This window comes from Devosia salina (assembly GCF_019504385.1).
In the GTDB taxonomy this organism is placed as follows: domain Bacteria; phylum Pseudomonadota; class Alphaproteobacteria; order Rhizobiales; family Devosiaceae; genus Devosia; species Devosia salina.
In genome coordinates this window covers 685,515-709,903 of record NZ_CP080590.1, presented here as the reverse complement: position 1 = coordinate 709,903, position 24,389 = coordinate 685,515, and the positions used below count along the sequence as shown (strand labels likewise).

Genomic DNA, 24,389 nt, shown 5'->3' with positions numbered 1-24,389 from the left:
TGATCCGACATTTCTCGCTAGATCAGGTTTAGCGTTATACGCAGGGAGGATATGTGTGGCACGGGTCACCATCAAAGACATTGCACTGGCGGCAAATGTGTCGCCTATGACCGTCTCGAACGTCATCAATGCGCGCGCTTCCAAGGCGTCGCCGGAGACGATCGAGCGGATCAATGAGGCGATCCGGACGCTGGGCTACCAGCCAAACCTCTCCGCCCGTGCGTTGGCCTCGAACGCATCGCGGCTGATCGGCGTCGTCGTTCCATTCACTGAAGACCAGAACCAATTGCTGCTGGACAATCCGTTCTATGCCGAAGTGGTCTCCGGCATAGAAAGTGCCCTGCGCGCGCGCGGCTATTTCATGATGCTGTCGGGCCTGGGCGAGACTTCCAACGAAGTTGACGCCCTGGCGCAGTGGAATGTCGACGCGCTCATTGCCATAGGCATCTATCGCGAAGGTCTGTTCGAGCGGCTGCGCAAGCGCCATCTCCCCACCCTGCTGGTGGATTCCTACCTGACTGACGACCACGTCCACCATCTGCGTGTGGCTGACGATCAGGCCGCGCGCCGGGCCACTGAACATCTCATTGCCCACGGGCACCGCCGCATCGCCCTTGTCACCGGTGCGGTTCGCGATGGCGGGGTCATCGAGCAGCGTCTTGCAGGTTATCGGCTGGCTCTGGATGCCGCAGGGATCGCCTTTGACCCAGACCTGGTTCTGGCCGGTTCGGTGACCTTCGACTGGGGCATCGATGCAGCTGACCAGCTGGTCGCCCGTCGCGCCACGGCTGCCTTCTGCACCGCAGACCTCATTGCTGCCGGCGTCCTCACCGGGTTGCACCAGCGCAATATCGACATACCCGGCGATGTCAGCGTGTTGGGGTTCGACAACCTTCCGGTCTCGCGCATGGTCTACCCGGCGCTCAGCACCGTCGATCAGACGATCCTGGCCAAGGGCAAGCTCGCCGGCGATATCGTTCTCGACATGCTCGAGGGCCGCAAGCCACCGCGCGAGACGCTGCTCGACGCCCGGATCATCGAACGTCAGAGCGTTGGGCCGGTACCAAAATGAGCACGGCCTCCTTTTCCCGTGGCTGGTCCAAATATGCGGCACTGGCCGTTCTGCTGACCCCGAGTCTTGTCGGCATGGCCATTTTCGTCATGGGACCGATCCTGGGCTCGCTGGCCCTGAGCTTCACCAGCTGGGACATGTTCGCCGCCATCGAATGGGTCGGTTTTGCCAACTACTTCAAGGCGATCGGCGACCCCGCGGTCCGAACCGCGCTGGGCAATACCATGCTGTTCATCCTGGGTTACCTGCCGCCGGTGGTGGGCATCGGGCTTTGCCTGGCACTTCTTCTCAACCGCGCCTTTCCTGGCCGCACGCTGTTCCGCGCCATCTACTTCATCCCGGTGGTGACCTCCTGGGTTGCCGTCTCGCTGGTCTGGAAGTGGCTGCTCAATCCCGAATTCGGCCTCGTCAACTACGGGCTTTCGCTGATGGGCATCGAGGGGCCGGGCTGGCTCTACGATCCGCAATGGGCCATGGCCGGCATCGTGCTGACATCGGTCTGGAAGGACATCGGCTTCGTGATGGTCATCTACCTCGCGGGCCTGCAGGAAATTCCGGACAACCTCTATGAGGCAGCCGCCATCGACGGCATCCATCCGCTGAACGTGTTCTGGCGCATCACCCTGCCACTCCTGGCTCCCACGACCTTTTTCGTCACCACGATCTCGCTGATAAACTCCTTCCAAGTCTTCGACCAGGTTTGGATCATGACAGAGGGCGGCCCGGCGGGCGCCACCAGCGTCGTCATGGAACTGATCTACAAGAACGCCTTCCGCTACTATCAGATGGGCTATGCATCGGCGATTTCCTGGCTGTTGTTTGCCATCATTTTCGCCGTCACCATCGTCCAGAACCTGGCGCAGCGCCGTTGGGGGGCCGTGGAATGACCAGTCTCGCCCTCCCCCAGTCGGCCCGTGGCCGCGGGCAGTTTCCCGCCATCACTTGGCGCAGCCTTGCCCACTGGGTCATCCTGCTGCTGGGCGCCTTCATCATGCTGCTGCCCTTCGCCTGGATGATTTCGACCTCGTTCAAGGCCACCGGCGCCACCTTCGTGATGCCACCTCAGTTCGTGCCCTCCGAGCCGACGCTGGACAATTATGCGACCGCCTTCACCACCATGCCCATGGGACGGTTCCTGCTCAACAGCCTCGTCGTCTCGCTGGCGAGCACCACGCTCATGGTCCTCAACTGCGCGATGGCTGGCTATGCCTTTGCGCGCATTCCGTTCCGCGGCCGCACCACCCTGTTCTATGCCTATCTGGCCACGCTGATGGTGCCGCAACAGGTAACGTTGACGCCGCTCTTCGTGCTGATGACGCAGTTGGGCTGGACCAATTCCTACCAGGCTCTGATCTTGCCCGGCAGCTTCGGCGCCTTCGGCACCTTCCTGATGCGCCAGTTCTTCCTCAAGCTGCCGCGCGAAGTGGAAGAAGCCGCCTTCATCGATGGCGCCGGCTATATCCGCATCTTCTTCCGCATCGCCATTCACTTGGCGCGCCCGGCCCTGGCGACCCTGTTCATCTTTGCCTTCATGCAAAGCTGGAACAACTTTCTCTGGCCCCTGATCATCACCAGCGACAAGCAGATGATGACGCTGCCGCTGGGCCTCTCCTCCCTGCAGGGACGCTACACCACCGACTGGAACGTGCTGATGGCCGGCACGGTGATCAGCACCGTGCCAGTGCTCGCCGTCTACGTCTTCGCCCAGAAATACATCATCCAGGGCCTATCCCACACAGGCCTCAAATAGTCACTCAAAGGGAGGAAACCATGAGTAAGACGATACAGCTGCTGGCGGGCATTGCCGCCGTTGCCCTTCTGGCCACGCCGGTCTGGGCGCAGCAGACGACGGTCAAGTACATGACCTTCTCGGCGGCGCCCAACTACATTGCACAGCTCGAGGAAACGATCGCCGCCTTCGAGGCCCAGCATCCCGATATCAATGTCGAATATGAGACAGCCGCCTTTGGCGATTACTTCACCAAGCTGCAGACCCTGGTGGCCTCGCGCAGCCTGCCCGACACGTTCGAGCTCAACTACGAGAACTTCGTCACCTATGCCGAGCGCAATGCCCTGCTCGATCTCAATCCGCTGATCGAGGCCGATGAAGGCTTTGATGTTGGCATCTACAATCCCACCGCGCTGTCGGCTTTTGCCCTCGATGGCAAGCAATACGGCCTGGTGGAGAGCTTCTCCAATGTCGTCCTCTACTACAACAAGGACCTGTTCGACGCTGCCGGTGTCGACTACCCCACCGCGGACTGGACCTGGGAGGACGAGTTGGCCGCTGCACAGGCGCTGACCAAAGCCGACGCCGGCGTCTGGGGGACCTTCTCGCCCATCCAGTTCTGGGAATTCTACAAGACCATCGCCCAGAATGGTGGCGCGGTCCTCAATGCGGACAAGACTGAGGTGACCCTCGCTTCGCCCGAGAATATCGAGGCGCTGACCTGGATGGTCGACAAGGTCAATACCTACAAGGTCACCCCGAGCGATGCCGAAATGGGCGGCCAGTCGCCCGAGGACCTGTTCAAGGCCGGCAAGATCGCCATGCTGCGCACTGGCATCTGGATGCTGGGCGCCTTCGCCGATGCACCATTCGCATGGGACATTGCCCTCGAGCCTGGCAAGACGCAGAAGGCGCATCACTTCTTTGCCAATGGCGTCGCCGTGTCCGCGCAGACCCAGAATGCCGAAGCCGCCTATGAATGGATCAAGTTCCTGACCGCCTCCAAGGAGGCCGTGGAAATCCGCATCGCTGCCGGTTGGGAACTGCCCGCCGTCACCGACGAGGCCGCGCTCGAAGGCTATTTGGCCCAGCCCACACCTGAAAGCCGCGAAGTGGTGTTCGAGGCCCTTGATACCGCCGTCGTGCCCCCGGTGATCGGCAACTGGAACCAGTTGACCGATGCGGTGGGCAAGGAACTCGATGAGGCCAAGCTCGGGCGCAAGACGCCCGAACAGGCGCTCACCGACGCGGCAGCCATCGTCCAGGGCCTGCTCTAAGCTCCTCCCAGGCCGGGGTGCCGTTCTGGCATCCCGGCTTTCTCTTGCCCGGATTCCGCCATGACCGCCCATTCGACCGATCCCGATCTCAGCTGGTTCTTCGATGCCCTCGACACCCCTGGTGCGCGAAGTGAGATCGCGCAGCGTCTGCAAGACACCGACCCGGCGGCCACTGGACTTGCCGCCTATCTGGTCTTGTCCGATGGACGGGCTGTCCCCGAAAGCGCCCTGACCCGTGTGGCAAACGCCCTTGAGCAGGAACTTGAAGGGACGTCGAACAGCCCCTGCGCGCTCTGGCTCCTGGCGCTCTGGGCAGCGGTGCTGAGGCTGGCCGACCGGCAAGCAGAGTCGGCCCGCCACGCCAGCCTGCTCGCCCGCGTAAAGAACCATGCCTATGTCAACTTCACGCGCGGCGGCACGCTGATGGCGGACAGCCACAAGAGTGGTCTGGACTATACGATCATCCTGGCATCGGTGCCTTTCGGTCTGTTCGAGCCCGAAGACCTGGCTTTGGTCGCCGCCATCAACGAGATAACTGGGTCCGGGCGCGAGATGAGCGCCGACGACCGCATGTTGCTCGCCTGGTATTATGGCGAACAGGGCAGCTACGCCAAGAGCCGTGCCCTGCTGACCGCCTCGCCGGGGGCGCGGCTGACAAGCGTCGTGCACCGGACACTGGGCAAGCAGGGCCAATTGGCGGAGAACTTCATTCGCCATTTGCCCATGGGCAACGGCAATCGCTATGAACCGCTCTACGAGGAACGCTTCCCAAAACTGGTCACGGACACGGACGGGGTGACGCTCTTTGCGCGCGCCGCGCCGCTCGACGCCCACCGGCCAGTGGTCCTTCATCTTGCCGACACCATCCTCGCCGGTGCGCTGGAAACCGAAGGCTGGCGTTTCGACCTGCCGCCACAGCCGGCCGGGACCACGGTGCACTACAAGTTTGGCTTTGCCGGGGAGGCGCCACGCGACGAGGCGTTTTCCTATACCGTGCTGGCCAATCGGGTCGCCGGCCCAGTCATCGGCGTGACGGTCGAGGCGGACAAGATCACATTTGCCACCGCAGCCGCCAGCTGTTCCGTCTCGCTCAACCACGGACAGCCACGCCTGCGGATCGTGCCCGGCGCCGGCACGCACACGTCTCTGGCTCAAGGCGAATGGTCCCTTGGTCCGGCCCGGTTCACGCTCGACGCCTCGGACCGGCTGCAGATCGCCATTGGCGGCGCGCAGGTTGGCCTTGACCACATCGGCTGGCTCGAAGACGCGGCGGGCACAGTGGTCGCGATCGAAGCCCGCCTTCGCACGCCGCCATGCGGTATTTTCGGGTTGGGCGAGCGCTATAATGCCCTGGACCAATGGGGGCAGCGCGTCGACCAGTACGTCTATAACCAATACAAGAACCAGGGCCTGCGCACCTATATCCCCATGCCGGTCTTCTACACCGATGCCGGTTTTGGCCTGTGGCTGGCAACGGACAGCTATTCCTGGTTCGACTTCGGTCGCAGCGCCCCGGACACTGTCGCCCTCGGCGCTGAGACGGACTGTCTCGACCTGGTCCTGTTTGGCGGTTCGGTCAACGCGCAGATCACCCAGTTCATCGACCAGACCGGCACTCCCGCCAATGTGCCCGACTGGGCTCTCGGTCCATGGATGAGCTCGAACAACTGGGACAATCAGCGCGAAGTGGAAAAACAGCTGGCGCTCACGCGTGAACACGGCATTCCCGCCACCGTACTGGTCATCGAGGCCTGGAGCGACGAGGCCACTTTCTACATCTTCAATGACGCCAGCTATGCCCCTCGGCCAGGCAGCGGGGCCTTCTCCTATGCCGACTTCACCTTCCCGGAATGGGGCCGCTGGCCCGACCCCAAGGGCATGATCGAGGCGCTGCATGAGGAGGGCGTCAAACTCATCCTCTGGCAAATCCCGGTCATCAAGCACGTGGCCAGTCTCGATCACCCACAAAAGAACCGGGACGAAGCCCACTTCCTCGAACGCGGCTATGGTGTCCGTCACCCCGACGGAACGCCGCTCCGCCTGCCCGAAGGCTGGTTCAAGGACGCCCTGCTCATGGACTTCACCCACGAGGAAGGCCGGAAGTGGTGGTTCGACAAGCGCCGCTACCTGCTTGAGCTGGGAGTTGACGGCTTCAAGACCGATGGCGGTGAAATGGTCTGGGGGCAGGATCTCCTCTTTGCCGATGGCAGCAGCGGCCTGGAACAGCGCAACCGCTATCCGGGCGACTACATCTCCGCCTACTACGATTTTGCCCAGGCCAATGGCGGTATCACCTTTTCTCGTGCCGGCTATACTGGCGCCCAGACCTACCCCGCTCACTGGGCGGGCGACGAACGCTCGACCTGGGATGCGTTCAAGCGCTCGATCCTGGCCGGACTTTCCGCAGGCATGTCCGGCATCATCTTCTGGGGCTGGGACATGGCCGGCTTTTCCGGTGAAGTGCCCAGCGCTGAGCTCTATGTCCGTTCCGCCCAGATGGCCGCCTTCTGCCCTATCATGCAGTACCATGCCGAGAGCAAGGCAGAGTTCAATCAGGACCGCACGCCCTGGAACATTGCCGAACGCAGCGGCGATCCGCGGGCGCTGACGCTCTATGCTTTCTACGCACGCCTGCGTATGGCCCTGCTGCCCTATTTCGTTGCTGAAACCGCGCATTGCGTTGCCTCCCGCACGCCATTGATGCGCCCCATGCTGCTGGACCATGCTGACGACCCCACAGCCCGCAGTCTTTGGGATCAATATCGCCTGGGAAGAGACTTGCTGGTCGCCCCGGTCATCACGGAAGGGGCAACCGATCGCCAGGTCTACCTCCCGGCCGGCCGGTGGTGGCACCTGCTGGAGGAGCGCTGGTACAACGGTGGCACGAGTGTACGGGTCGATGCCCCGCTCCATTCCATCCCCGTGTTTGTTCGGGACGGCGCGCTCGTGCCTCTGGCCTTCAAGGGCGAAACCAGAATTGGCGCACCCCTGCCTGCCGGCCTCGTCAGCCCGGATTGCCTCGCCCTATTGCTCGTGGCCGGTGGCGCGATGAGCACTGAGATCCATCTGCAGGGATGGCATGTACGCGTGTTCAGGGCGGCCGACGGAACGCTCGATATCCGAACCACAGGAGATGGTCCCAAATTGATGCTGGTCCTCTGCGATCCATCAAACGAGGCGCGGCTCAATGGGGCTGCCATCTCGCTCGAACCCAAGGTGATACTCAGCAAACCCATGCTCACCGTTGCACTGGGATAGACGAGGGCAACTCAATGGACGAAGCGGGCCTCCCCCCCCCCCTCCTCGGCATAAGGGTTGTAATCCAGGAGATACTTGATCGTGCGCGCGAGCCAGCGTTCCTGAGGCTCTGAACTGTTCGAGCTCTCGGGTAGCCCTTGGCCGTTGGCGATCTCGGCGATGATTTTGTCGACACCAATGTCAGCGACGCTCAGCTCCCTGGCCGATTGACATGCCAAGGAGGCCGCAGCCAGCGGCCGAACCCTTGCCGCCTGCTCCGCATCCTAGCACGTTGGATCCCTCGCGACGGACAGGGACGCCGCGATGGCCTGGTCGACAAAGGTTGCGACGTCCGGCGGATGCCGTTTGGTTTGGGCCATAGCGTGAACGACGCCATTGACCAGGTCTGGTTGCCCCCATTGCCGCTCGAGCGCGACGCGATCCGCTGCGCTGAGTGTGAGACTGACCTGCACGAGGATGCGTCTGGGTGCGGGCGTCCAGCGGCGCCAATAGCAGACGGCGTCGCGTCGAAAACAGTGAGAAATGGCTGGCAAGGCGACATGCTCCAAAAGCATGTAACACACCCATGTAATACAGTTGCTACTCGCTGCGACGCCAACCAGCGGCGAAAGCGAGACTTTTCAATGGTTTAAGGAATTTCTGGCTGGGGCGCCAGGATTCGAACCTGGGAATGGCGGTACCAAAAACCGCTGCCTTACCACTTGGCGACGCCCCAACTTGGAGCCGGTTCCTACACGGTTCGCCGGTCGCGCGCAACACGCTCGGATGGGCGATAAAAGGTTGTCAGACCCGCTTGAACAGCGCGGGGAGCGCAGCTATAAAGCCGCCACATCGCGACCGGGCGGATCTTCAGACCGCCTGCGTTTCCCGACACGTCGCGAGCCTGACGGAGTATAGCGCAGCCTGGTAGCGCACCTGCTTCGGGAGCAGGGGGTCGAGTGTTCGAATCACTCTACTCCGACCAATCAACCCCGGCGTCTTTGGACGTCGGGGTTTTTGTTGCCGGCAATTGCTGGCAGCAGCCCAGTGTTCAAACCCGGCTTGGCCTGAGGTCTCTTGCCTGCGCCCTGCCCGGCCAGTCCTGTGGCGCACAATCGAAAGCACAATCGCCACCCCGCGCGGGGCCAGCGCGCATCAAAACTGCCTGCGACCAGTTGCAGGGTTCCGCGTGACCCCTGGGCCCGTTATCCTCCCTTAACCTGACGGCCGACTGGCGGTCAGGTCAGGCGAGATCATGCCGGTCGCGGGCAATCGTGGAACCGGCGGAAGGAGGGTGCGCGCATGGATTTTGGACTGACCGCAGAAATGCTGGCCCGCATCCAGTTTGCCTTCACCGTATCGTTCCACTTCATCTTCCCCGCCTTTTCCATCGGCACGGCGAGTTTCCTGGCGGTGCTGAACGCGCTCTGGCTGTGGAAGCGTGACGAGGCCTATCTCCAGCTGTTCGAATACTGGAAGACCATTTTCGCGGTCACCTTCGGCATGGGCGTGGTCTCCGGCATCGTGATGAGCTACCAGTTCGGGACCAATTGGTCGGTATTCTCCGACAGGGCTGGCGCCGTCATCGGGCCGCTGATGGGCTACGAGGTGCTGACCGCATTCTTCCTCGAGGCGGGCTTTCTCGGGATCGCGCTGTTCGGGCGCAAGCGCGTCGGCGACACGCTGCATATGGTGGCCGTCGCTGCCGTGGCCGTGGGCACGTTGATATCGGCGACCTGGATCACCTCTGCAAACAGCTGGATGCATACCCCGGCCGGCTTTTCGATCGGCGCCGACGGCACATTCATTCCCGAGGACTGGTGGGCCATCATCTTCAATCCGTCTTTCCCCTATCGGCTGACACATACCGTGCTCGCCGCCTTCCTGACGACCGCCTTCGCCGTGGGCGCCGTGGGGGCCTGGCACCTGCTTAAGAGCAGTTCCAACCGGCAGGCCCGGATCATGTTCTCCATGGCCATGTGGATGGCTGCCCTTGTCACACCCATCCAGATTTTCGTGGGTGACCAGCACGGGTTGAACACGCTCGAATATCAGCCGGCCAAGATTGCCGCCATGGAGGGGCATTACGAAAGCCATCCCGAGGGGGCGCCACTGGTGCTGTTCGGACTGCCGAACGAGGCCGAACAACGGATGGACCTTGCCATCGAGATCCCCAAGCTGGGCTCGCTGATACTCAAGCACGACCCCAATGCACCGCTCGAAGGGCTCGATGCTTTTCCGGCCGATGGGCGGCCACCGGTGCTGGTTCCGTTCTTCGCCTTCCGCATCATGGTGGGGCTGGGCCTGCTGATGCTGGCGATCGGCCTGTGGTCGCTGTTCGAGCGCTGGCGCAAGACGATCTACACCAATGCCTGGCTGCACCGCGCCGCTGTCACGATGGGGCCATCCGGCTTCGTGGCCGTCCTGGCAGGCTGGTACACGACCGAGGTGGGCCGCCAGCCCTATACCGTCTATGGGCTGATGCGCACCGCCGAAAGCCTGTCACCGGTCGACGCCCCGGCGGTGGGCGCATCCCTGATGGCCTTCGTCATCGTCTACTTCCTGGTGTTCGGCGCGGGCGTCTTCTACCTTTTCCGCCTGTTCCGCCGGCCGCCGGTCCTGAACGAGGATCACGAGCTTGATCGCGGCCCGCACCGCTCCGCCGGCATCAATCCGGGTCCGGCGCAGGAAGACACGATCAGGGAGGGAGCAGGCCATGCCGATTGATCTGCCAACCATCTGGGCCGCCATCATCGCCTTTGCGGTTCTCGCCTATGTGGTGCTGGACGGGTTCGACCTGGGTGTCGGCATTCTGTTCCCATTCTTTCCGGAGCGGCGCGACAGGGATGTGATGACCAATTCCATCGCGCCGGTCTGGGACGGAAACGAGACCTGGCTGGTGCTCGGCGGTGGCGGGCTGATGGCGGTGTTTCCCGTCGTGTACGCGACGGTTCTGCCGGCGCTCTACATGCCCATCATCGCCATGTTGCTCGGCCTGATCTTTCGGGGGGTCGCCTTCGAATTTCGCTGGCGCACGGCACGCGGATCGTCCTGGTGGGATATTGGGTTCTGCCTGGGATCGCTGGTTGCCGCCTTCACGCAGGGGATCGCGGTGGGCGCATTGGTGCAGGGCATCGAGATCGCCGACCGGGCCTATGCGGGCGGCTGGTGGGATTGGCTGACGCCCTTCTCACTGGTGACGGGGCTGGCGGTGACGGTGGGCTATGCCCTGCTCGGCGCCACCTGGCTCAACCTCAAGACCTCCGGCGACCTGCAGGCCCGCGCCAGACGCCTTTCCATGGTGGCCGGGGCCGCCACGCTGGTGCTGATCGGCGTCGTGTCGCTGTGGAGCCCTTTCATCGACCAGGTCTATTTCGAGCGCTGGTTCGGTTGGCCGACCGCGTTCTTCTCGGTGTTCGTCCCGCTCCTGCTCGCCGTCTGCGCTATCGGCCTCTGGCATGGCCTGACCACGGACAAGCATTTGCAGCCTTTTCTTGCGGCGCTGGGCCTCTTCGTCCTCAGCTTCGTGGGTCTCGGGATCAGCTTCTATCCCTATATCGTGCCGGGTGCGCTGACCATCGAGGACGCGGCTGCGCCCGACAGTTCCCTCGCCTTCCTGCTGGTTGGCGCGGCGGTCCTCGTGCCTGTCATCCTGGCCTATACCGGCTATGCCTATTGGGTGTTCCGCGGGAAGGTCGACCCCGGCGAGGGCTATCATTGATGCCGCTGGCGCGACGCGGCAGGCAGCTTGCCTGGTTCTTGGGCCTGTGGCTGGCCGGCGTGGGGACGGTGACGCTGATCGGTCTGGTTGTCAGGCTGTTCCTGGCACCCTGATCGAAAGGCGTCGGCGTCAGGCCGATTTCTGGCGGCTGGTGCTGCGGCGGACGACGAGCCGGGGCGGCACCACGAAATGCTCGGCCTCGGTGCGGCCCTTGATGCGCTCGATCAGGAGGCGCGTGGCCTGCAGGCCCAAGAGCTCGCCCGACTGGTCGATGCTCGAAAGGCTGTTCTGCGCAAAGTCGCAGAACATCGTGTTGTCATAGCCGACCATGCCGATGTCCTCCGGGATGCGGAGGCCCAGCTCGGTAGCAACACTGATCACCTCGAGGGCGATGAAGTCGGTCCAGCAGAAGATGGCGTCGGGGCGGTTTGGTCCCTGCAGCAGGCGACGGGCCGCAATCTGCACTTCGCGGAGGGTTTGCGGAATCTGCTGGATGTTGATCTGGTTGCCCAGGCCCGCCTCGACCATGCCTCGCCGATAGCCCAGTTCGCGCTCGGCCAGGATCGTCGAAGTGCCGCTCCGTAGGCTGATCATGGCGATGTTGTTGTATCCCGCCGCCACCAGATGCCGCACAGCCAGCAAGCCGCCCTGCTGATCGTTGTTGTTGACCGTATCGAAATGATCGGCCTCGGGATCATGATGACCGATCGTCACCAGCGGCTTCTTGGCGGCGATGACGTCGAGATTGGCGCGATCCTCGGTCGATCCGATCAGGATGATGCCGTCCATCTGCCGGTCGATCATGGCCTCGACAATCGCCAGTTCGCCTTGCGCCGACCCCTGGCTTATGCCGATCATCGACCGGTACTGGGTGCGCTCCAGCGCGTTGTTCACGCCCACCATGATGTCGGCGAAGAAGGGGTTGCGGATATCGGGCAGGACAAGGCCGATTGTGTAGGTTTGACCGCGCATGCCCCTGGCGGCCGCCAGAGGCCGATAGCCGAGCTTGTCCATGGAGGCGCGCACCTTGGCCCGCAACGCGTCGGACACGCCATAGGCGTCGCGCAGCACCTTCGAGACGGCAGCGACAGAAACGCCAGCATCTTCAGCGACTTCGCGGATCGTGATGCGACCGGAGCGGGTTTCGCCGTTCTTCTGGGCCATGATTTCTTCTCCCCCGACAAGGCTCTGATTCTGCGACCAGATTCCCGGTCAGCCCGCGCTTCCATCCGCTTCTGGCACCCTAGCGCAAGAATGCCTATTGCCAAATGGTGAAAAACGTAGAACGATACACGTAGAACATTCTACAAGATCGCGACAGCGACATATTTCCGGGAGGATCGGCGTGAACGACGCAGTGGCACTTCATACCCAGGATTCGGACCTGGCCCGGCTCAACTGGACGGCCGCCATGGTGCGCCCGCAGGCCGATCAGGGTGTCGGCACGCCGGCGAGCTTTGTCGCCAAGTCCTTTTCGCTCGAGGCGGTTGGCGGTGGCGAAGTCCTCCATATCAGCGCGCTCGGGCTCTACCGCGCCTTCATCAATGGCCAGCGCGTCGGCAATGACCTGCTGACCCCCGGCTGGACCGCCTATGATGCGCGCTTGAGCTATCAGAGCTACCCGGTCAGCCATCTGCTCAGGGCCGGCGAGAACCGCATCGAAATCTGGCTGGCCGATGGCTGGCTGCGCTCGCAGATGATGTGGGGCGGCTCGCCCATCTTCAACACCTGGGGCGACAGAATAGCCGCCATTGCCGAGTTGCGCGCCGCGCCGGGCAGCGAAACCACCCTCCTGGTCACCGACGAGAGTTGGGAAAGCGGTGAACTGCCGGTGCGCAAGTCGGGGATCTATTTCGGCGAAGTGTTCGACGCGCGCATCGTGCCGAAAGTCGCGGCCGGCACCGAGGCCCTGCCCTTCGACACCGCCATTCTCGTTCCACACGAAACCACCCCGCCCCGCGAACTGGCGCCCTTGCCGGTGGTCAGGAGCTGGACCGATGCGGACGGCCGGACGGTCTATGATTTCGGGCAGAATGCCGGCGGCAATGTCGCCATCACCGTTACGGGCGCCGCGGGCGCCAAGGTCAGCGTCGAGCATGGCGAGGTGCTCGACAAGGATGGCCAGTTCTACAATGGCAATTACCGCACCGCCGCCGCGCGCATCGAATACATCCTCTCCGGCAATGGCAAGGAGCATTACCGCCCCTACTTCACCTTCCAGGGCTATCGCTATGTCCGCGTCACCATCGAAGGTGACGCAAGGCTGACCGACATCGTCTCCGTGCCGATCTCCTCGGTCACCGAGGTCAAGGCCAGCTTCACCTCGGCCAATCCGCTGGTCGACCGGCTATTCCTCAACACGCTCTGGAGCCAGCGCGCCAATTTCATCGAAGTGCCAACCGATTGCCCGCAGCGCGACGAGCGCCTGGGCTGGACCGGCGATGCGCAGGTCTTTGCCGGCACGGCCTGCTACCTCGCCGATGCGCAGAGCTTCTTCCGCAAATGGGTGCGCGACCTGGTGGTCGACCAGCGCGAGGATGGCGCCGTGCCGCATGTCTGCCCCGACCCGACGCGGCTCAACCCCAAGGACTATCCGGGCTTTTTCGGCTCGACCGGCTGGGGCGATGCGATCTGGATGGTGCCCTGGCAGATGTATCTGCACTATGGCGACACGGCCATTCTGGCCGAAACGCTGCCGGCCATGGTCAAGTGGGTGGATTTCGTCTGGTCGATCAGCGACGGCCCGATCGTATCCCCGCCCCGCGCCTGGGGCGCCCGCGGCTTCTCCTTTGGCGACTGGCTGCAGCCCGGTGGCCCCAGCGCTAAGCCGCTGCCCACGATCGGCGACGACGCAGCGGCCACGCTCTATCTCTATATCGCGGCGACCCATGTGGCCGAGATTGCCCGCATTTCCGGAGATGTCGCGACCGCCGAGCGTTTGACCGGCATGGCCGCGCAGGTGAAGGAGGCCTTCGGGCGCGAATTCATCACCCCGTCGGGGCGCCTGGCCTATGACGACCAGACCTCCTATGCGCTGGCTTTCCTCCATGACCTCATTCCCGAGGACAAGCGCGAGGCGGCCAAGGGCTATTTCAGGAACGCCATCAAGCGCACCGATGGGCGCATCGGCACCGGCTTTATCGGCACCCCGGCTCTCTTGCCGGCCCTGGTCAAGATTGGCGAGGTTGGTCTTGCCGCCGAAATGTTCCTCCAGGAAGAGGTTCCGGGTTGGCTCTATCAGGTCAAGATGGGCGCCACCACCATCTGGGAGCGCTGGGACGCCATCCAGCCGGACGGCACCATCTACAATCCGCAGATGAATTCCTACAATCACTATGCCTATGGCGCCGTGTGCCAGTGGCTGCTCGAAGCGGTCGCCGGTTTCCGGCCGGATGCCAATGATCCGGGCTTTGCCAATGTGGTGTTCGAGCCGGTCATCGTGCCCGAGCTGTCGCCGGTCAAGGCGCATCACGACAGTCCCAAGGGCCGCATCGCGGCCGAATGGACGGCCGATGGCGAGGCGGTGCGCTATGCCTTCACCGTGCCGGAAGCCGGCAAGGGGTGCCTCGTTCTCAACGCCGCCTATCGCGATGCCATGCTCGATGGACGGCCCGTTTCGGGCACTGTCGATGGCATCGCCCCCGGCGCGCACGTTCTCACTTTCAACTATTCGGCGCCGGTCCGGCACAAGAAGGACGGCCCGAGCATCAATGCCCGCACGCCCTAGGGGAGAGGGTGTCGTGCACAACCGGCCTGCATGGTGCAGGCCATTTGGGAGGAAGACCATGATCAAGACTACTCGCAGGATTGCATTGGGCGGAATGACCGCCGGCCTGCTGACTTTGACCGCGCTGTCGGGCACCGCCTTCGCGCAGAGCGTCAACCTGACGTTTCTGACCACGACTGGCGCCGACGACCTGGCGATCGCCGAAGAACTGGTGAGCCGGTTCGAGGCTGCCAATCCCGACATCAATATCGACATCGAGACGCGTCCGGGCGGTTCGGAAGGCGACAACCTCGTCAAGACGCGCCTGGCCACCCAGACCATGGCCGATGTGTTCCTGTACAATTCGGGTTCGCTGTTTCAGGCGATCAACCCCGCCCAGTTCCTGGTGGACCTCACCAACGAACCCTGGCAGGCCAATGTGCAGAACAGCTTCAAGCAGGTCGTGACGGCACCCGATGGCACCGTGCGCGGCGCGCCCATTGGAGCGGCCATGGGCGGTGGCATCTACTACAACAAGCCCATCTACGAGGAGCTCGGCCTTTCCGTTCCCAAGACCTGGGACGAGTTCATGGCCAACAACGAAAAGATCAAGGCCGCCGGCAAGGTTGCAGTGGCGCAGACCTATGGCGACACCTGGACCAGCCAGCTCTTCGTGCTGGCCGACTATTACAACGTCTCGGCCAAGGACCCGAGCTTTGCCAGCCGCTACACGGCCAACGAAGCCAAGTTCGCCACCGAGCCGGCGGCCCTGCGCGGCTTTGAAAAGCTGCAGGCGGTCTATGAAGCAGGCTATCTCAACGAGGACTTCGGCGCCGCAAAATACGAGGACGGGGCGCGCATGGTCGCATCCGGCGAAGCGGCTCACTACCCGATGCTCACCTTCGCCACGACGGCCATCGCGACGAACTATCCTGACCTGATCGACAATGTGGGCTTTTTTGCCCAGCCAGGAGACGACGCGGCACTCAACGGACTGACGGTCTGGATGCCCGCGGGCCTCTATATTCCCCAGACGTCGCCCAATGTCGAAGCCGCCAAGAAGTTCGTGGCCTTTGTGGCAAGCATTGAAGGCTGTGATGCTCAGACGGCTGCCGTCGGGGCGTCTGGTCCATATCTGGTCAATGGATGCACCTTGCCCGACGACGTCCCCCCGGCCGTCTCTGACCTGCTGCCCTATTTCGGTGAAGGCGGCCAGAACGGCCCGGCCCTGGAGTTCCTGTCTCCGGTCAAGGGTCCGGCACTCGAACAGATCACGGTCGAAGTCGGCTCGGGCATCCGCTCCGCCGCCGATGGCGCAGCGCTCTATGATGAGGATGTGCGCAAGCAGGCCCAGCAGCTTGGTCTTCCCGGCTGGTAACCGATAGGCGCATGATGCGGCTCCGGGCAGCTGGTCCCGCCCGGAGCCGCAATCCCTGTGGAGGAGGATTGGCCAATGGCCGCGATTTCTGAGGCGGGCGCCACCACGGCGCCGCGACCGGTGGCGGCGCGCAAGCGCCCCTCGGCCTATCCCATGTGGTTCTTCATACCGGCGGCGGTGATCTATGGTGGGCTGTTTCTATTCCCAACCTTCTCGTCGGCCTGGTTCAGCCTGACACGCTGGAACCTGTTCAGCTCTTCTTTCATCGGGCTCGACAATTTCGCGCAGTTCTTCCGCGAGCCCTTCCTGATCCAGGGCCTCACCAATACGGTCATTTTCGCCGTCACGACGTCCGGGCTCAAGGTGGTGCTGGGCCTGGCGCTCGCCGTACTCCTGACCTCGCCCCGGGTGTGGCGGGACTGGCTGCGTTCAGTCGTCTTCTTCCCCGTGCTGGTGTCCACGGTCGGCATCGGCATCACCTTCACCGTGTTCATGCATCCCACCCAGGGCCTCATCAACGAGACCCTGGCGCTGATCGGCATCAAGGGACCGGGCTGGCTGACCGATCCGAAACTGGCCCTGCTGTCCGTTGCCTTTGTCGATGTCTGGCGCGGCGTCGGCTTGGCCACCGTCATCTACATTGCCGGCATCGTCTCGATCCCCAAGGATTTCTACGAGGCCGCGCGCATTGACGGCTCCACCCCCTGGCAAAGTTTCCGCTATGTCACGCTGCCCCTCTGCCGTCCGGCCACCGTCACCGTCATCACGCTGAGCTTCATTGGCGGGTTGCGCACATTCGACCTGGTCTGGGCCATGACGCGCGGCGGGCCTGGCTTTTCATCCGACACCATCGCCTCGGTCATCTACAAGCAGTATCAGGCGGGCTTCTATGGCCTCTCGACCGCGGGTAATGTGGTGCTGTTCGTGCTCATCGCCCTCCTGGTGATCCCGCTGACCATGTTCCTCAATCGCCGGGAGGGTCACGAATGAACATCCTGCGTCGCCATTGGCTCAACGCCGTCGCCATCCTGGTCTCGACGGTGGTGTTCCTGGTCCCCTTCGCCTTCATCATCCTGACCTCGGTCAAGAACAAGCAGGAGGCGGGCCTTCTCGATTTCACCTGGCCCACGAGCTTCCATCTCTGGGAGAATGTGGTTGAAGTCATTACCACGCGGAACTGGATGCTGGTGACGGCCTTCGTCAATTCCACCATCCTGACCGTGGCCAGTGTCACGCTCCTGGTCATCTTCTCGGCCATGGTCGGTTTCGTTCTCCAGCGCCGCAAGACGCGCTGGAACGGGGTGATCAACTTCCTGATCCTCGCCGGGCTGATGATGCCGCCGGCGGTGGTGCCGACAATCTGGCTGCTGCAATCAATCGGGCTCTTTGCCAAGCTGCATGGCCTGGTGCTGATCGAGGTGGCCTATGGCCTCTCCTTCTCGATCCTGCTTTACCGGGCCTTTATCGCCACCATCCCGCGCGAGCTGGACGAAGCCGCCATCATCGATGGCGCAAGGCCGCTGGACGTCTTCTTCCGCGTGATCCTGCCCCTGCTCTGGCCGGTAACCGTCACCAATATCGTGGTGCAGTCGGTGGGCATCTTCAACGACTTCACCAACCCGCTTTACTATCTGCCGGGCAATGCCAATGCCACGGTGCAGCTGACGCTCTACAATTTCCAGAGCCAGTACAACACGTCCTACAACCTCTTGTTCACCAACATCCTGCTCATCACCATTCCGCCGCTCCTGGTCTTCCTGTTCTTCAACCGGCAGATCGTGGCCGGCATGACGGCCGGCGCGGTCAAGGGTTGAGAGGACACACATGAATACCTCAAAGGAGACCCATCATGGCCGGTCTTGAACTCAGAAAGCTCCAGAAGAGCTATGGCAGTGTCGAGGTCATCAAGGGCGTCGACCTGTCCATCGACCACGGCGAATTCGTCGTCTTCGTCGGTCCCTCGGGCTGCGGCAAGTCCACGCTGCTGCGCATGATTGCGGGGCTTGAGGATATTACCGGCGGCGAGCTGGTCATCGGAGACCGTGTGGTCAACGAGGTGGAGCCGCGCGACCGTGGCATTGCCATGGTGTTCCAATCCTATGCGCTCTATCCGCATATGACCGTCTACGACAATGTCGGTTTCGGGCTGAAACTGGCGCGCACGCCCAAGGATGTGCGCGACCAGAAAATCCGCGAGGCCGCCCGCATCCTGCAGATGGAACATTTGCTCGACCGCAAGCCCAGCCAGCTCTCCGGTGGCCAGCGCCAGCGCGTTGCCATTGGCCGGGCCATTGTCCGGCAGCCGGAAGTTTTCCTCTTCGACGAGCCGCTGTCCAATCTCGACGCCGCCCTCCGGGTCGATATGCGGATGGAAATCTCCAAGCTGCACAATGAGCTCGATGCCACCATGATCTATGTGACCCACGATCAGGTTGAGGCCATGACGCTGGCCGACAAGATCGTGGTGCTCGATGGCGGGGTGGTGCAGCAGGTGGGCGCCCCGATCGAGCTCTACCAGCGACCGGCGAACCTGTTCGTGGCTGGCTTTATCGGCTCGCCCAAGATGAATTTCGTTCCCGTCAGTGTCGACAAGATCGAGGGCGACATCGTCACCGTCAGTGGCCCTGATGTGGTCGGCGTGCCGGTTGCCATACCGGCGGGCCGCGTGCGTCCCGGCGACAGGCTGACGCTCGGCGTGCGCCCGCATGACCTCGCGGCCGCCCCCTCCGGCGCTATTGTCGGCCGCGTCAACATGGTTGAACGGCTGGGCAATGAAACCATCGTCAATCTCGAACTGCCCTCAGGCGCATCCTGGCTGGCGGTGCTCGATGGCGACCAATCGCTCAAACGTGGCGAAAGCGTCACGCTCGATGTCGACCCGGCCAAGGCATTGCTGTTCGATAGCAATGGGGTGGCGGTGCTCGGGGTCAGTGATTGATCACTCCGGAGCAAAAGCCGCCTGCATGCTGGCCGTGAGCTTTTGCTTGCGCTTGAAATAGTCGGGCCAGGCGTCCCCGCCCTTGGCCCGGTCGGCGGCCGCGGCCAGCGAGAATCCGTTGGCGGCCTTGAGCGCAGGCACTTCGTCCCAACCGACCGGCACGGCGACAGGGGCCCCTTCGCGGGAGCGCACCGACCAGGGGCAAATGGCCGTCGAGCCGCGCTCATTGCGCAAATAGTCGATGAAAAGCCGGCCCTTGCGTCGTGCCTTGGACAGGTTCGCAGTGAAGCGGTCCGGCTCGGCGTCGGCCAGGTTCCGGGCAAGCCCCTTGCAGAACGCCTTGACCTCGGGCCATTCGGCATGGGGCTGCAGCGGCACGATGACGTGAAGGCCTTTGCCGCCCGAAACCATGGGAAAGCTGGTCAGACCGATGTCGGCCAGATGATCGCGAATGTCGATGGCGGCGCTGGTGATGGCGGAGAAATCGAGGCCCTCGTCGGGATCGATGTCGAAAACCAGGCGATCGGGCTTTTCCAGATTGGCGAAATGCGATCCCCAGATGTGCCATTCGAGCACGTTCATCTGTGTGCCGGCGACAAGGCCCGCCAAGTCATCGACATAGAAATAGTCCTTCCTTTCACCGTCCTTCTCGGGGATGGGCCGGGAATGCAACTGTTCTGGAAAACCGCCAGTGTCATGCTTCTGGAAGAAGCAGTGTCGCGTCCGCCCCTGCGGGCAGCGGACCAGGCTCAGTGGTCGGTCCTTGATATGGGGCAGGATGGCCTCGGCCACGTCCTCGTAATAGGCAACGAGCTGCGATTTGGTGATCCCCTGGCCGGGATAGACCACGCGGTCCGGGCTGGTCAGGCGCACCCCGAGCTTTTCCGCCACGGCTTCGCCGTCGTCATCGATGGCAAGTGGTTTTTCCATGCGAACCTCCCGGGCGGGCTTGTCGCCGCGCAGACCGATAAAGCTGGGGTGGCGGAGAATGTCGTCGGGGGTCAGCTCGGTATAGGCGATCTCGGCCACGAGCTGGGGCGTGACCCAATGGGCGCCGCGCGCCCGGTCCTTGGGAACGGCGTCGAACGGGCTGGTCTTGCGCGCAAGCTTTTTCAGCTTCAGATTTAGTTCATCAAGCAGGTCCTGGGTGAAGCCTGTGCCCACCCGGCCGCGATAGAGCAGCCTGTCGCCGTCCCACGTCCCCAGCAAAAGCGACGCAAAACCCCTGCGTTTGCTCGATGGCGACCATCCGCCGACGACGAATTCCTGGCGCTTCAGGCACTTGATCTTGAGCCAGCTTTTGCTCCGTTCGCCGCGATAAGGTGCATCGGCCCGCTTGGCGATGACCCCCTCATGTCCGTCGCGGCACAGCGCGTCGAGTACTTTCTGGCCGTGCCCCGCAACATGGGAAGAATACTGCACCGGGTCCTTTTTCGCCGATTTTGCCAGAAGTTTCTGGAGCTGCGCCTTGCGCTCGACCAGCGGCAAGTTGGTCATATCCTTGCCATCCGCTTCGAGCAGGTCAAAGGCGAAGAATTCCAGGCGCCCGCCATTGGAGAGAACGGATTTCAATGTCGAGAAATCGGTCCGTCCCCTGTCGTCGAAGGCGCAGATTTCGCCATCGATCAGCGCCGAGCCAATCTTGAGTTTCTGAAACGGCTCGACCAGGGCACCGAATTGTTCGGTCCAGTCCAGCCCGTTGCGGGTAAAGAGCCGCACATTGTCGCCCGCGATGGCAGCCAGGCACCGGTAGCCGTCATACTTCATCTCGAACAGCCAGCCCTCGCCGGCCGGAACGCTGTCGACCAGCGTCGCCAGTTGCACGGGCCGAAAGGCCGGCGTCTTGCCCTTGCCCGCTGTCGCTGCCAACCGGGTCTTCTGATCGGCCTTCTCAGCCTCCTCCGGGTCCGAATGCCAAACCGCCTCGGCCGGCACATCCGACGGCTTTTCGGGCGCGTTGCCATTGGCAATGGCCTTGAAGTCGCGCCCCGTTGCGACCGAGCGGGTGAAGCGAGTGGTCAACGTGTCCTTGTCGCGCGCGTAACTGTCGCGATGCTTGATCAGCAGCCAGTTCTCCCGGTCCGGTGCATTGCGGCGCCTGGTGTCGCGCCCCTTCATGTGCACCAGCACATATTCGCCCTTCATGCGCTCGCCGAAGAGCCGCAGTTTCAGGTCGCCCTTTTCCAGGCCTTCATGGGGATCGCCGATCGGCTCCCAGGTGCCGCGGTCCCAGAGCATGACAGTGCCACCCCCATATTCGCCCTCGGGTATGGTGCCTTCGAAGCCGCCATATTCGAGCGGGTGGTCTTCGACCCGCACCGCGAGACGCTTGTCGGAGGGATTATTGGATGGGCCCTTGGTGACGGCCCAGCTCTTGAGCACACCGTCGAGTTCGATGCGGAAATCATAGTGCAGCCGCGTCGCGTCGTGTTTCTGCACGACGAAACTGCCACGGCCTGCCTTGCCGGATCTGGGAGCGGCGCCGGGCGGCTCCTGGGTTTTGGCAAAGTCCCGCTTGGCCTTGTAGTCCTTGAGCAGATCCTGCGCCTTGTCTGCCATGGATCAACTCGCCTTCTTCCGCGACGCGCCGGATTTTGCCGGGGCGGCCTTCTTGGCCGGCGCCTTCTTCCTGCCGCCACCCTCCAGGCTTTCCTTGAGCGCCGCCATCAGGTCCACGACATTCTCGCCACTCGGGCGTTCGGGTGTCTCGTCTTCGGTGGCGGTGATCTTGCGGCCCTTGGCCTTCATCTTGCGCTTGATCAGGTCGCGCAAGGCGGTCTGATAGTGATCCTTGAAGGCCCCGGCGTCGAACGGCGCGGTCTTTTTTTCGATGAGGGCCGTCGCCACTTCCAGCAGGTCGGCTTCAGCCTTCCTGGAGGAAATCTGCGAGAAGAAGGGATCGGCCTTGCGCACCTCCTCTTCGTAGTGAAGCGTCTCCAGCATCAGCCCGGTGCCCGAGGGCTTGATGGCAGCCAAATATTCTTTGCCGCGCATGGACAATTGCCCAAGTCCGACTTTTTCGGTCTGGCGCAGCGCATCGCGGATCACCCGGAAGGCATCCTCGGCCAGCTCGTCGGTGGGCACGACGAAATACGACTTGTCATAGTAGATCGGGTCGATCTCGCAGGCGCCGACGAACTGGGTCAGCTCCAGCGTCTTGCGGGTTTCGAGCTTGACCGCGTCGATCTCGTCATCGGTGAGCAGGACATAGTCGCCCTTCTCATATTCAAAGCCCTTGATGATCTCGTCCTTGTCCACCGGACCCACCCCGGCCACCACTTTTTCGTAGTGTATCGGCTTGCCGGTGGGCTCGTGGATCTGCCGGAAACTGGGCTTGGCGCCGCTGCGCGCGGCGCTGAACAATTCCACCGGAATGGCCACCAGGGAGAGGCGCAGCTGACCCTTCCAGATCGGACGCGAGGCGGGCATGGCAAAAGTCCTGTCGTTCGGTTCCCCGATTCAACGCCTCATGGGGCCCCGCGTTCCGGTCACCTTTTCGCGGGTGCGGAACGCAGGGCCGGGTTCGATCATTTGCAGCGATCGAAAGGGAGCTGACATGCGCCTGGCAAGGATAGTGCTGGACCGAATGCGGGCCGACGAGATCGGACCGGCGCCGCAGCTCTGTTTTTCCTCGGACGAAGATACCGGGTGGCGCCGGAGGAAACGGGGCGCCGGATTTTCCTACATTGATGAAGACGGCCATCACCCTGGCGGCAGCGACCTCCAGCGCATACGGGCGTTGGCGATCCCGCCGGCCTGGAGCGATGTTTGGATATGCAAGGATCCCTGCGGCCATATCCAGGTCACCGGGCGCGACGAAAAGGGGCGCAAGCAATACCGCTATCATGCCGAATGGACGGCCCATCGCAGTGCTACCAAGTTCGACACGCTTGGCGCCTTCGCCAAGGCCCTGCCAGGTCTGCGCGAACAGGTGCAGCGGGACCTGCGGCGTCGGACCCTCGGTTACGAACGGGTGGTGGCTTCGGTCGTCTGGCTGCTCGACAACAGCCTGATCCGCGTCGGCAACCCAACCTATGCTAGGGAGAACAAAAGCTTCGGATTGACGACACTGCGCAACCGGCATGTCGACATCACCGGCTCGACCTTGCATTTCCACTTTCGGGGCAAGTCGGGCAAGCAGTGGCGGCTCGAACTGGCCGATCGGCGCATCGCCAATATCCTGAAAACCCTGCAGGACATGCCTGGCCAGCATCTGTTCCAGTATGAGGCAGAGAATCGGCGCTGCGCCATTTCCTCGCGTGACGTGAACGACTACCTCGCCGCCTTCGCCGGGCCGGACTTCACCTCGAAGCATTTTCGCACCTGGGCAGCGACGGTGCGCGCTTTCGGGTTGTTCACGGAAACGGAGCTACCCGAGACGCAGACCATGCAGGCGCGGACCATCAACGCGGTTATTGATCAGGTGGCTGCCAAGCTCGGCAATACGCGCACCGTGTGTCGTCAATGCTATGTGCACCCGGCCGTGCCCGAGGCCTGGCAGACAGGCGAGTTGCGTCGTTCCGGGCGGCTGAAGCCCGTCGAGGGCCTGGACGAAGACGAGGTGGAAACCGCTGCATTCCTCCGCCGGCTGGGAAAGTAGCCGCTTGCTTCGCAGGCTCTCAAAAGCGAAGGGCCGGTGTCGCCACCGGCCCTTCGTCAATTCGCGGTTGCCGCGTTTAGCGCTTGGCGCCAAACAGACCCCACAGACCGGTTACGGTCAGGGTGGCGAATGCCATTTTCAGCGTGTCCCAGACGAGGAAAGGCTGCACAGCCTTGGCGAAGGCCGAAGCCACCACATTGGTCTGGTCGACCCAGCTGGCCTGCCCGGCCATGGCCACCAGCCAGGCGAAACCGAAGGCATAGAGCACAGCGCTGGCCACCAGCATGGCGCCGAACAGGGTGAAGGGGCGGCTGGACGCGCCACGGTCAGCGGCGTAGCCGATGATGGCGGCCTGCGCCAGGAAGCCGAGGAGGAAGCCGCCGGTGGGTCCAACGAGATAGGCCAGGCCACCGCCAGTGGCGAAGACCGGCAGACCAAACGCGCCCTCGAGGAGGTAAGCGGCGACGGTGGCGACACCGATACGCATGCCGAAGGCGGCGGCAAGGGCCGCAATCGCGAAGCTCTGCAGCGTCACAGGCACCGGCCACACCGGCACGTTGACCTTGGCAGCAGCGGTGATGAGCATCGTGCCCAGCAGCACGATTGCAGCATTGGTTGCCAGCTTGGCGACGTCGCTCTTGGGCTGGAATGCGCCGAGCAGCGTGTTGGGCGTGGTCAAAGTCACAGCCATTTCATACCTTCCATGCTTGAAGGGAAGTGCGCCGTCCCTC

At 63.0% G+C, this 24,389-nt stretch carries 17 protein-coding genes and 2 tRNA genes; 14 read left to right on the top strand and 5 right to left on the bottom strand.

Annotated elements, in window-relative coordinates; genetic code table 11:
* Positions 1 to 55 precede the first annotated feature (55 nt).
* Genes K1X15_RS03450 through K1X15_RS03430 form a run of 5 tightly spaced genes read left to right on the top strand, consistent with a single transcriptional unit; the run spans position 56 to position 7,336 of the window.
* Positions 56 to 1,072: a LacI family DNA-binding transcriptional regulator gene (locus tag K1X15_RS03450; RefSeq protein WP_220306093.1), complete on the top strand. Its 1,017-nt coding sequence runs from the start codon at positions 56 to 58 to the stop codon at positions 1,070 to 1,072.
* Positions 1,069 to 1,959: a carbohydrate ABC transporter permease gene (locus K1X15_RS03445; protein ID WP_220306092.1), complete on the top strand. Its 891-nt coding sequence runs from the start codon at positions 1,069 to 1,071 to the stop codon at positions 1,957 to 1,959. Before K1X15_RS03450 ends, K1X15_RS03445 begins: the two co-directional genes overlap by 4 nt.
* The gene (locus K1X15_RS03440) at positions 1,956 to 2,822 is read left to right on the top strand and encodes a carbohydrate ABC transporter permease (protein ID WP_220306091.1); all 867 of its coding nucleotides are present in this window, start codon (positions 1,956 to 1,958) and stop codon (positions 2,820 to 2,822) included. Before K1X15_RS03445 ends, K1X15_RS03440 begins: the two co-directional genes overlap by 4 nt.
* A 20-nt stretch (positions 2,823 to 2,842) precedes the next feature.
* Positions 2,843 to 4,078 carry an ABC transporter substrate-binding protein gene (locus K1X15_RS03435; RefSeq protein WP_220306090.1) on the top strand — a complete coding sequence of 412 codons (1,236 nt, stop codon included), beginning with the start codon at positions 2,843 to 2,845 and terminating at the stop codon, positions 4,076 to 4,078.
* 60 nt (positions 4,079 to 4,138) lie between these two features.
* Positions 4,139 to 7,336: a glycoside hydrolase family 31 protein gene (locus K1X15_RS03430; RefSeq protein ID WP_220306089.1), complete on the top strand. Its 3,198-nt coding sequence runs from the start codon at positions 4,139 to 4,141 to the stop codon at positions 7,334 to 7,336.
* A gap of 640 nt (positions 7,337 to 7,976) precedes the next feature.
* On the opposite strand, the gene K1X15_RS03425 is transcribed toward K1X15_RS03430, so the two are convergent.
* Positions 7,977 to 8,051, bottom strand: a tRNA-Gln gene (locus K1X15_RS03425).
* 172 nt (positions 8,052 to 8,223) lie between these two features.
* Between K1X15_RS03425 and K1X15_RS03420 the strand changes: the two genes are divergently transcribed.
* From K1X15_RS03420 to cydB, 3 genes are all read left to right on the top strand, one after another.
* Positions 8,224 to 8,300, top strand: a tRNA-Pro gene (locus K1X15_RS03420).
* 317 nt (positions 8,301 to 8,617) lie between these two features.
* Positions 8,618 to 10,042 carry a cytochrome ubiquinol oxidase subunit I gene (locus K1X15_RS03415; protein ID WP_220306088.1) on the top strand — a complete coding sequence of 475 codons (1,425 nt, stop codon included), beginning with the start codon at positions 8,618 to 8,620 and terminating at the stop codon, positions 10,040 to 10,042.
* Positions 10,032 to 11,036, top strand: a complete 1,005-nt coding sequence (cydB, locus tag K1X15_RS03410) for a cytochrome d ubiquinol oxidase subunit II (protein ID WP_220306087.1) — start codon at positions 10,032 to 10,034, stop codon at positions 11,034 to 11,036. Before K1X15_RS03415 ends, cydB begins: the two co-directional genes overlap by 11 nt.
* Before the next feature lie 129 nt (positions 11,037 to 11,165).
* Here cydB and K1X15_RS03405 read toward each other — a convergent pair whose 3' ends face one another.
* Positions 11,166 to 12,200, bottom strand: coding sequence for a LacI family DNA-binding transcriptional regulator (locus K1X15_RS03405; protein ID WP_220306086.1), 1,035 nt, complete (start codon positions 12,198 to 12,200; stop codon positions 11,166 to 11,168).
* Positions 12,201 to 12,447: 247 nt separating this feature from the next.
* On the opposite strand from K1X15_RS03405, the gene K1X15_RS03400 reads away from it, so the two are divergent.
* From K1X15_RS03400 to K1X15_RS03380, 5 genes are all read left to right on the top strand, one after another.
* Entirely contained in the window at positions 12,448 to 14,763 is a 2,316-nt protein-coding gene (locus K1X15_RS03400; protein ID WP_220307417.1) for an alpha-L-rhamnosidase, read from the top strand.
* Positions 14,764 to 14,821: 58 nt separating this feature from the next.
* Positions 14,822 to 16,120 (top strand): ABC transporter substrate-binding protein, encoded by a 1,299-nt coding sequence (locus tag K1X15_RS03395; RefSeq protein WP_420828362.1) that lies wholly within the window; start codon positions 14,822 to 14,824, stop codon positions 16,118 to 16,120.
* 75 nt (positions 16,121 to 16,195) lie between these two features.
* Positions 16,196 to 17,110, top strand: a complete 915-nt coding sequence (locus K1X15_RS03390; RefSeq protein ID WP_220306085.1) for a carbohydrate ABC transporter permease — start codon at positions 16,196 to 16,198, stop codon at positions 17,108 to 17,110.
* Positions 17,107 to 17,934 carry a carbohydrate ABC transporter permease gene (locus K1X15_RS03385; RefSeq protein WP_220306084.1) on the top strand — a complete coding sequence of 276 codons (828 nt, stop codon included), beginning with the start codon at positions 17,107 to 17,109 and terminating at the stop codon, positions 17,932 to 17,934. The genes K1X15_RS03390 and K1X15_RS03385 overlap by 4 nt, the downstream gene beginning before the upstream one ends.
* A 35-nt stretch (positions 17,935 to 17,969) precedes the next feature.
* Entirely contained in the window at positions 17,970 to 19,058 is a 1,089-nt protein-coding gene (locus tag K1X15_RS03380; protein ID WP_220306083.1) for an ABC transporter ATP-binding protein, read from the top strand.
* On the opposite strand, the gene ligD is transcribed toward K1X15_RS03380, so the two are convergent.
* The gene (gene ligD, locus K1X15_RS03375; RefSeq protein ID WP_220306082.1) at positions 19,059 to 21,617 is read right to left on the bottom strand and encodes a DNA ligase D; all 2,559 of its coding nucleotides are present in this window, start codon (positions 21,615 to 21,617) and stop codon (positions 19,059 to 19,061) included. It abuts the gene before it with no gap.
* 3 nt (positions 21,618 to 21,620) lie between these two features.
* On the bottom strand, positions 21,621 to 22,487 hold the full coding sequence (gene ku, locus K1X15_RS03370; RefSeq protein ID WP_220306081.1) for a non-homologous end joining protein Ku: 867 nt from the start codon (positions 22,485 to 22,487) through the stop codon (positions 21,621 to 21,623).
* A 127-nt stretch (positions 22,488 to 22,614) separates the two neighbouring features.
* On the opposite strand from ku, the gene K1X15_RS03365 reads away from it, so the two are divergent.
* Positions 22,615 to 23,658, top strand: coding sequence for a DNA topoisomerase IB (locus K1X15_RS03365; protein WP_240549649.1), 1,044 nt, complete (start codon positions 22,615 to 22,617; stop codon positions 23,656 to 23,658).
* Between the two features lie 76 nt (positions 23,659 to 23,734).
* On the opposite strand, the gene K1X15_RS03360 is transcribed toward K1X15_RS03365, so the two are convergent.
* Positions 23,735 to 24,349 (bottom strand): biotin transporter BioY, encoded by a 615-nt coding sequence (locus K1X15_RS03360; RefSeq protein ID WP_220306080.1) that lies wholly within the window; start codon positions 24,347 to 24,349, stop codon positions 23,735 to 23,737.
* Positions 24,350 to 24,389: the final 40 nt, after the last annotated feature.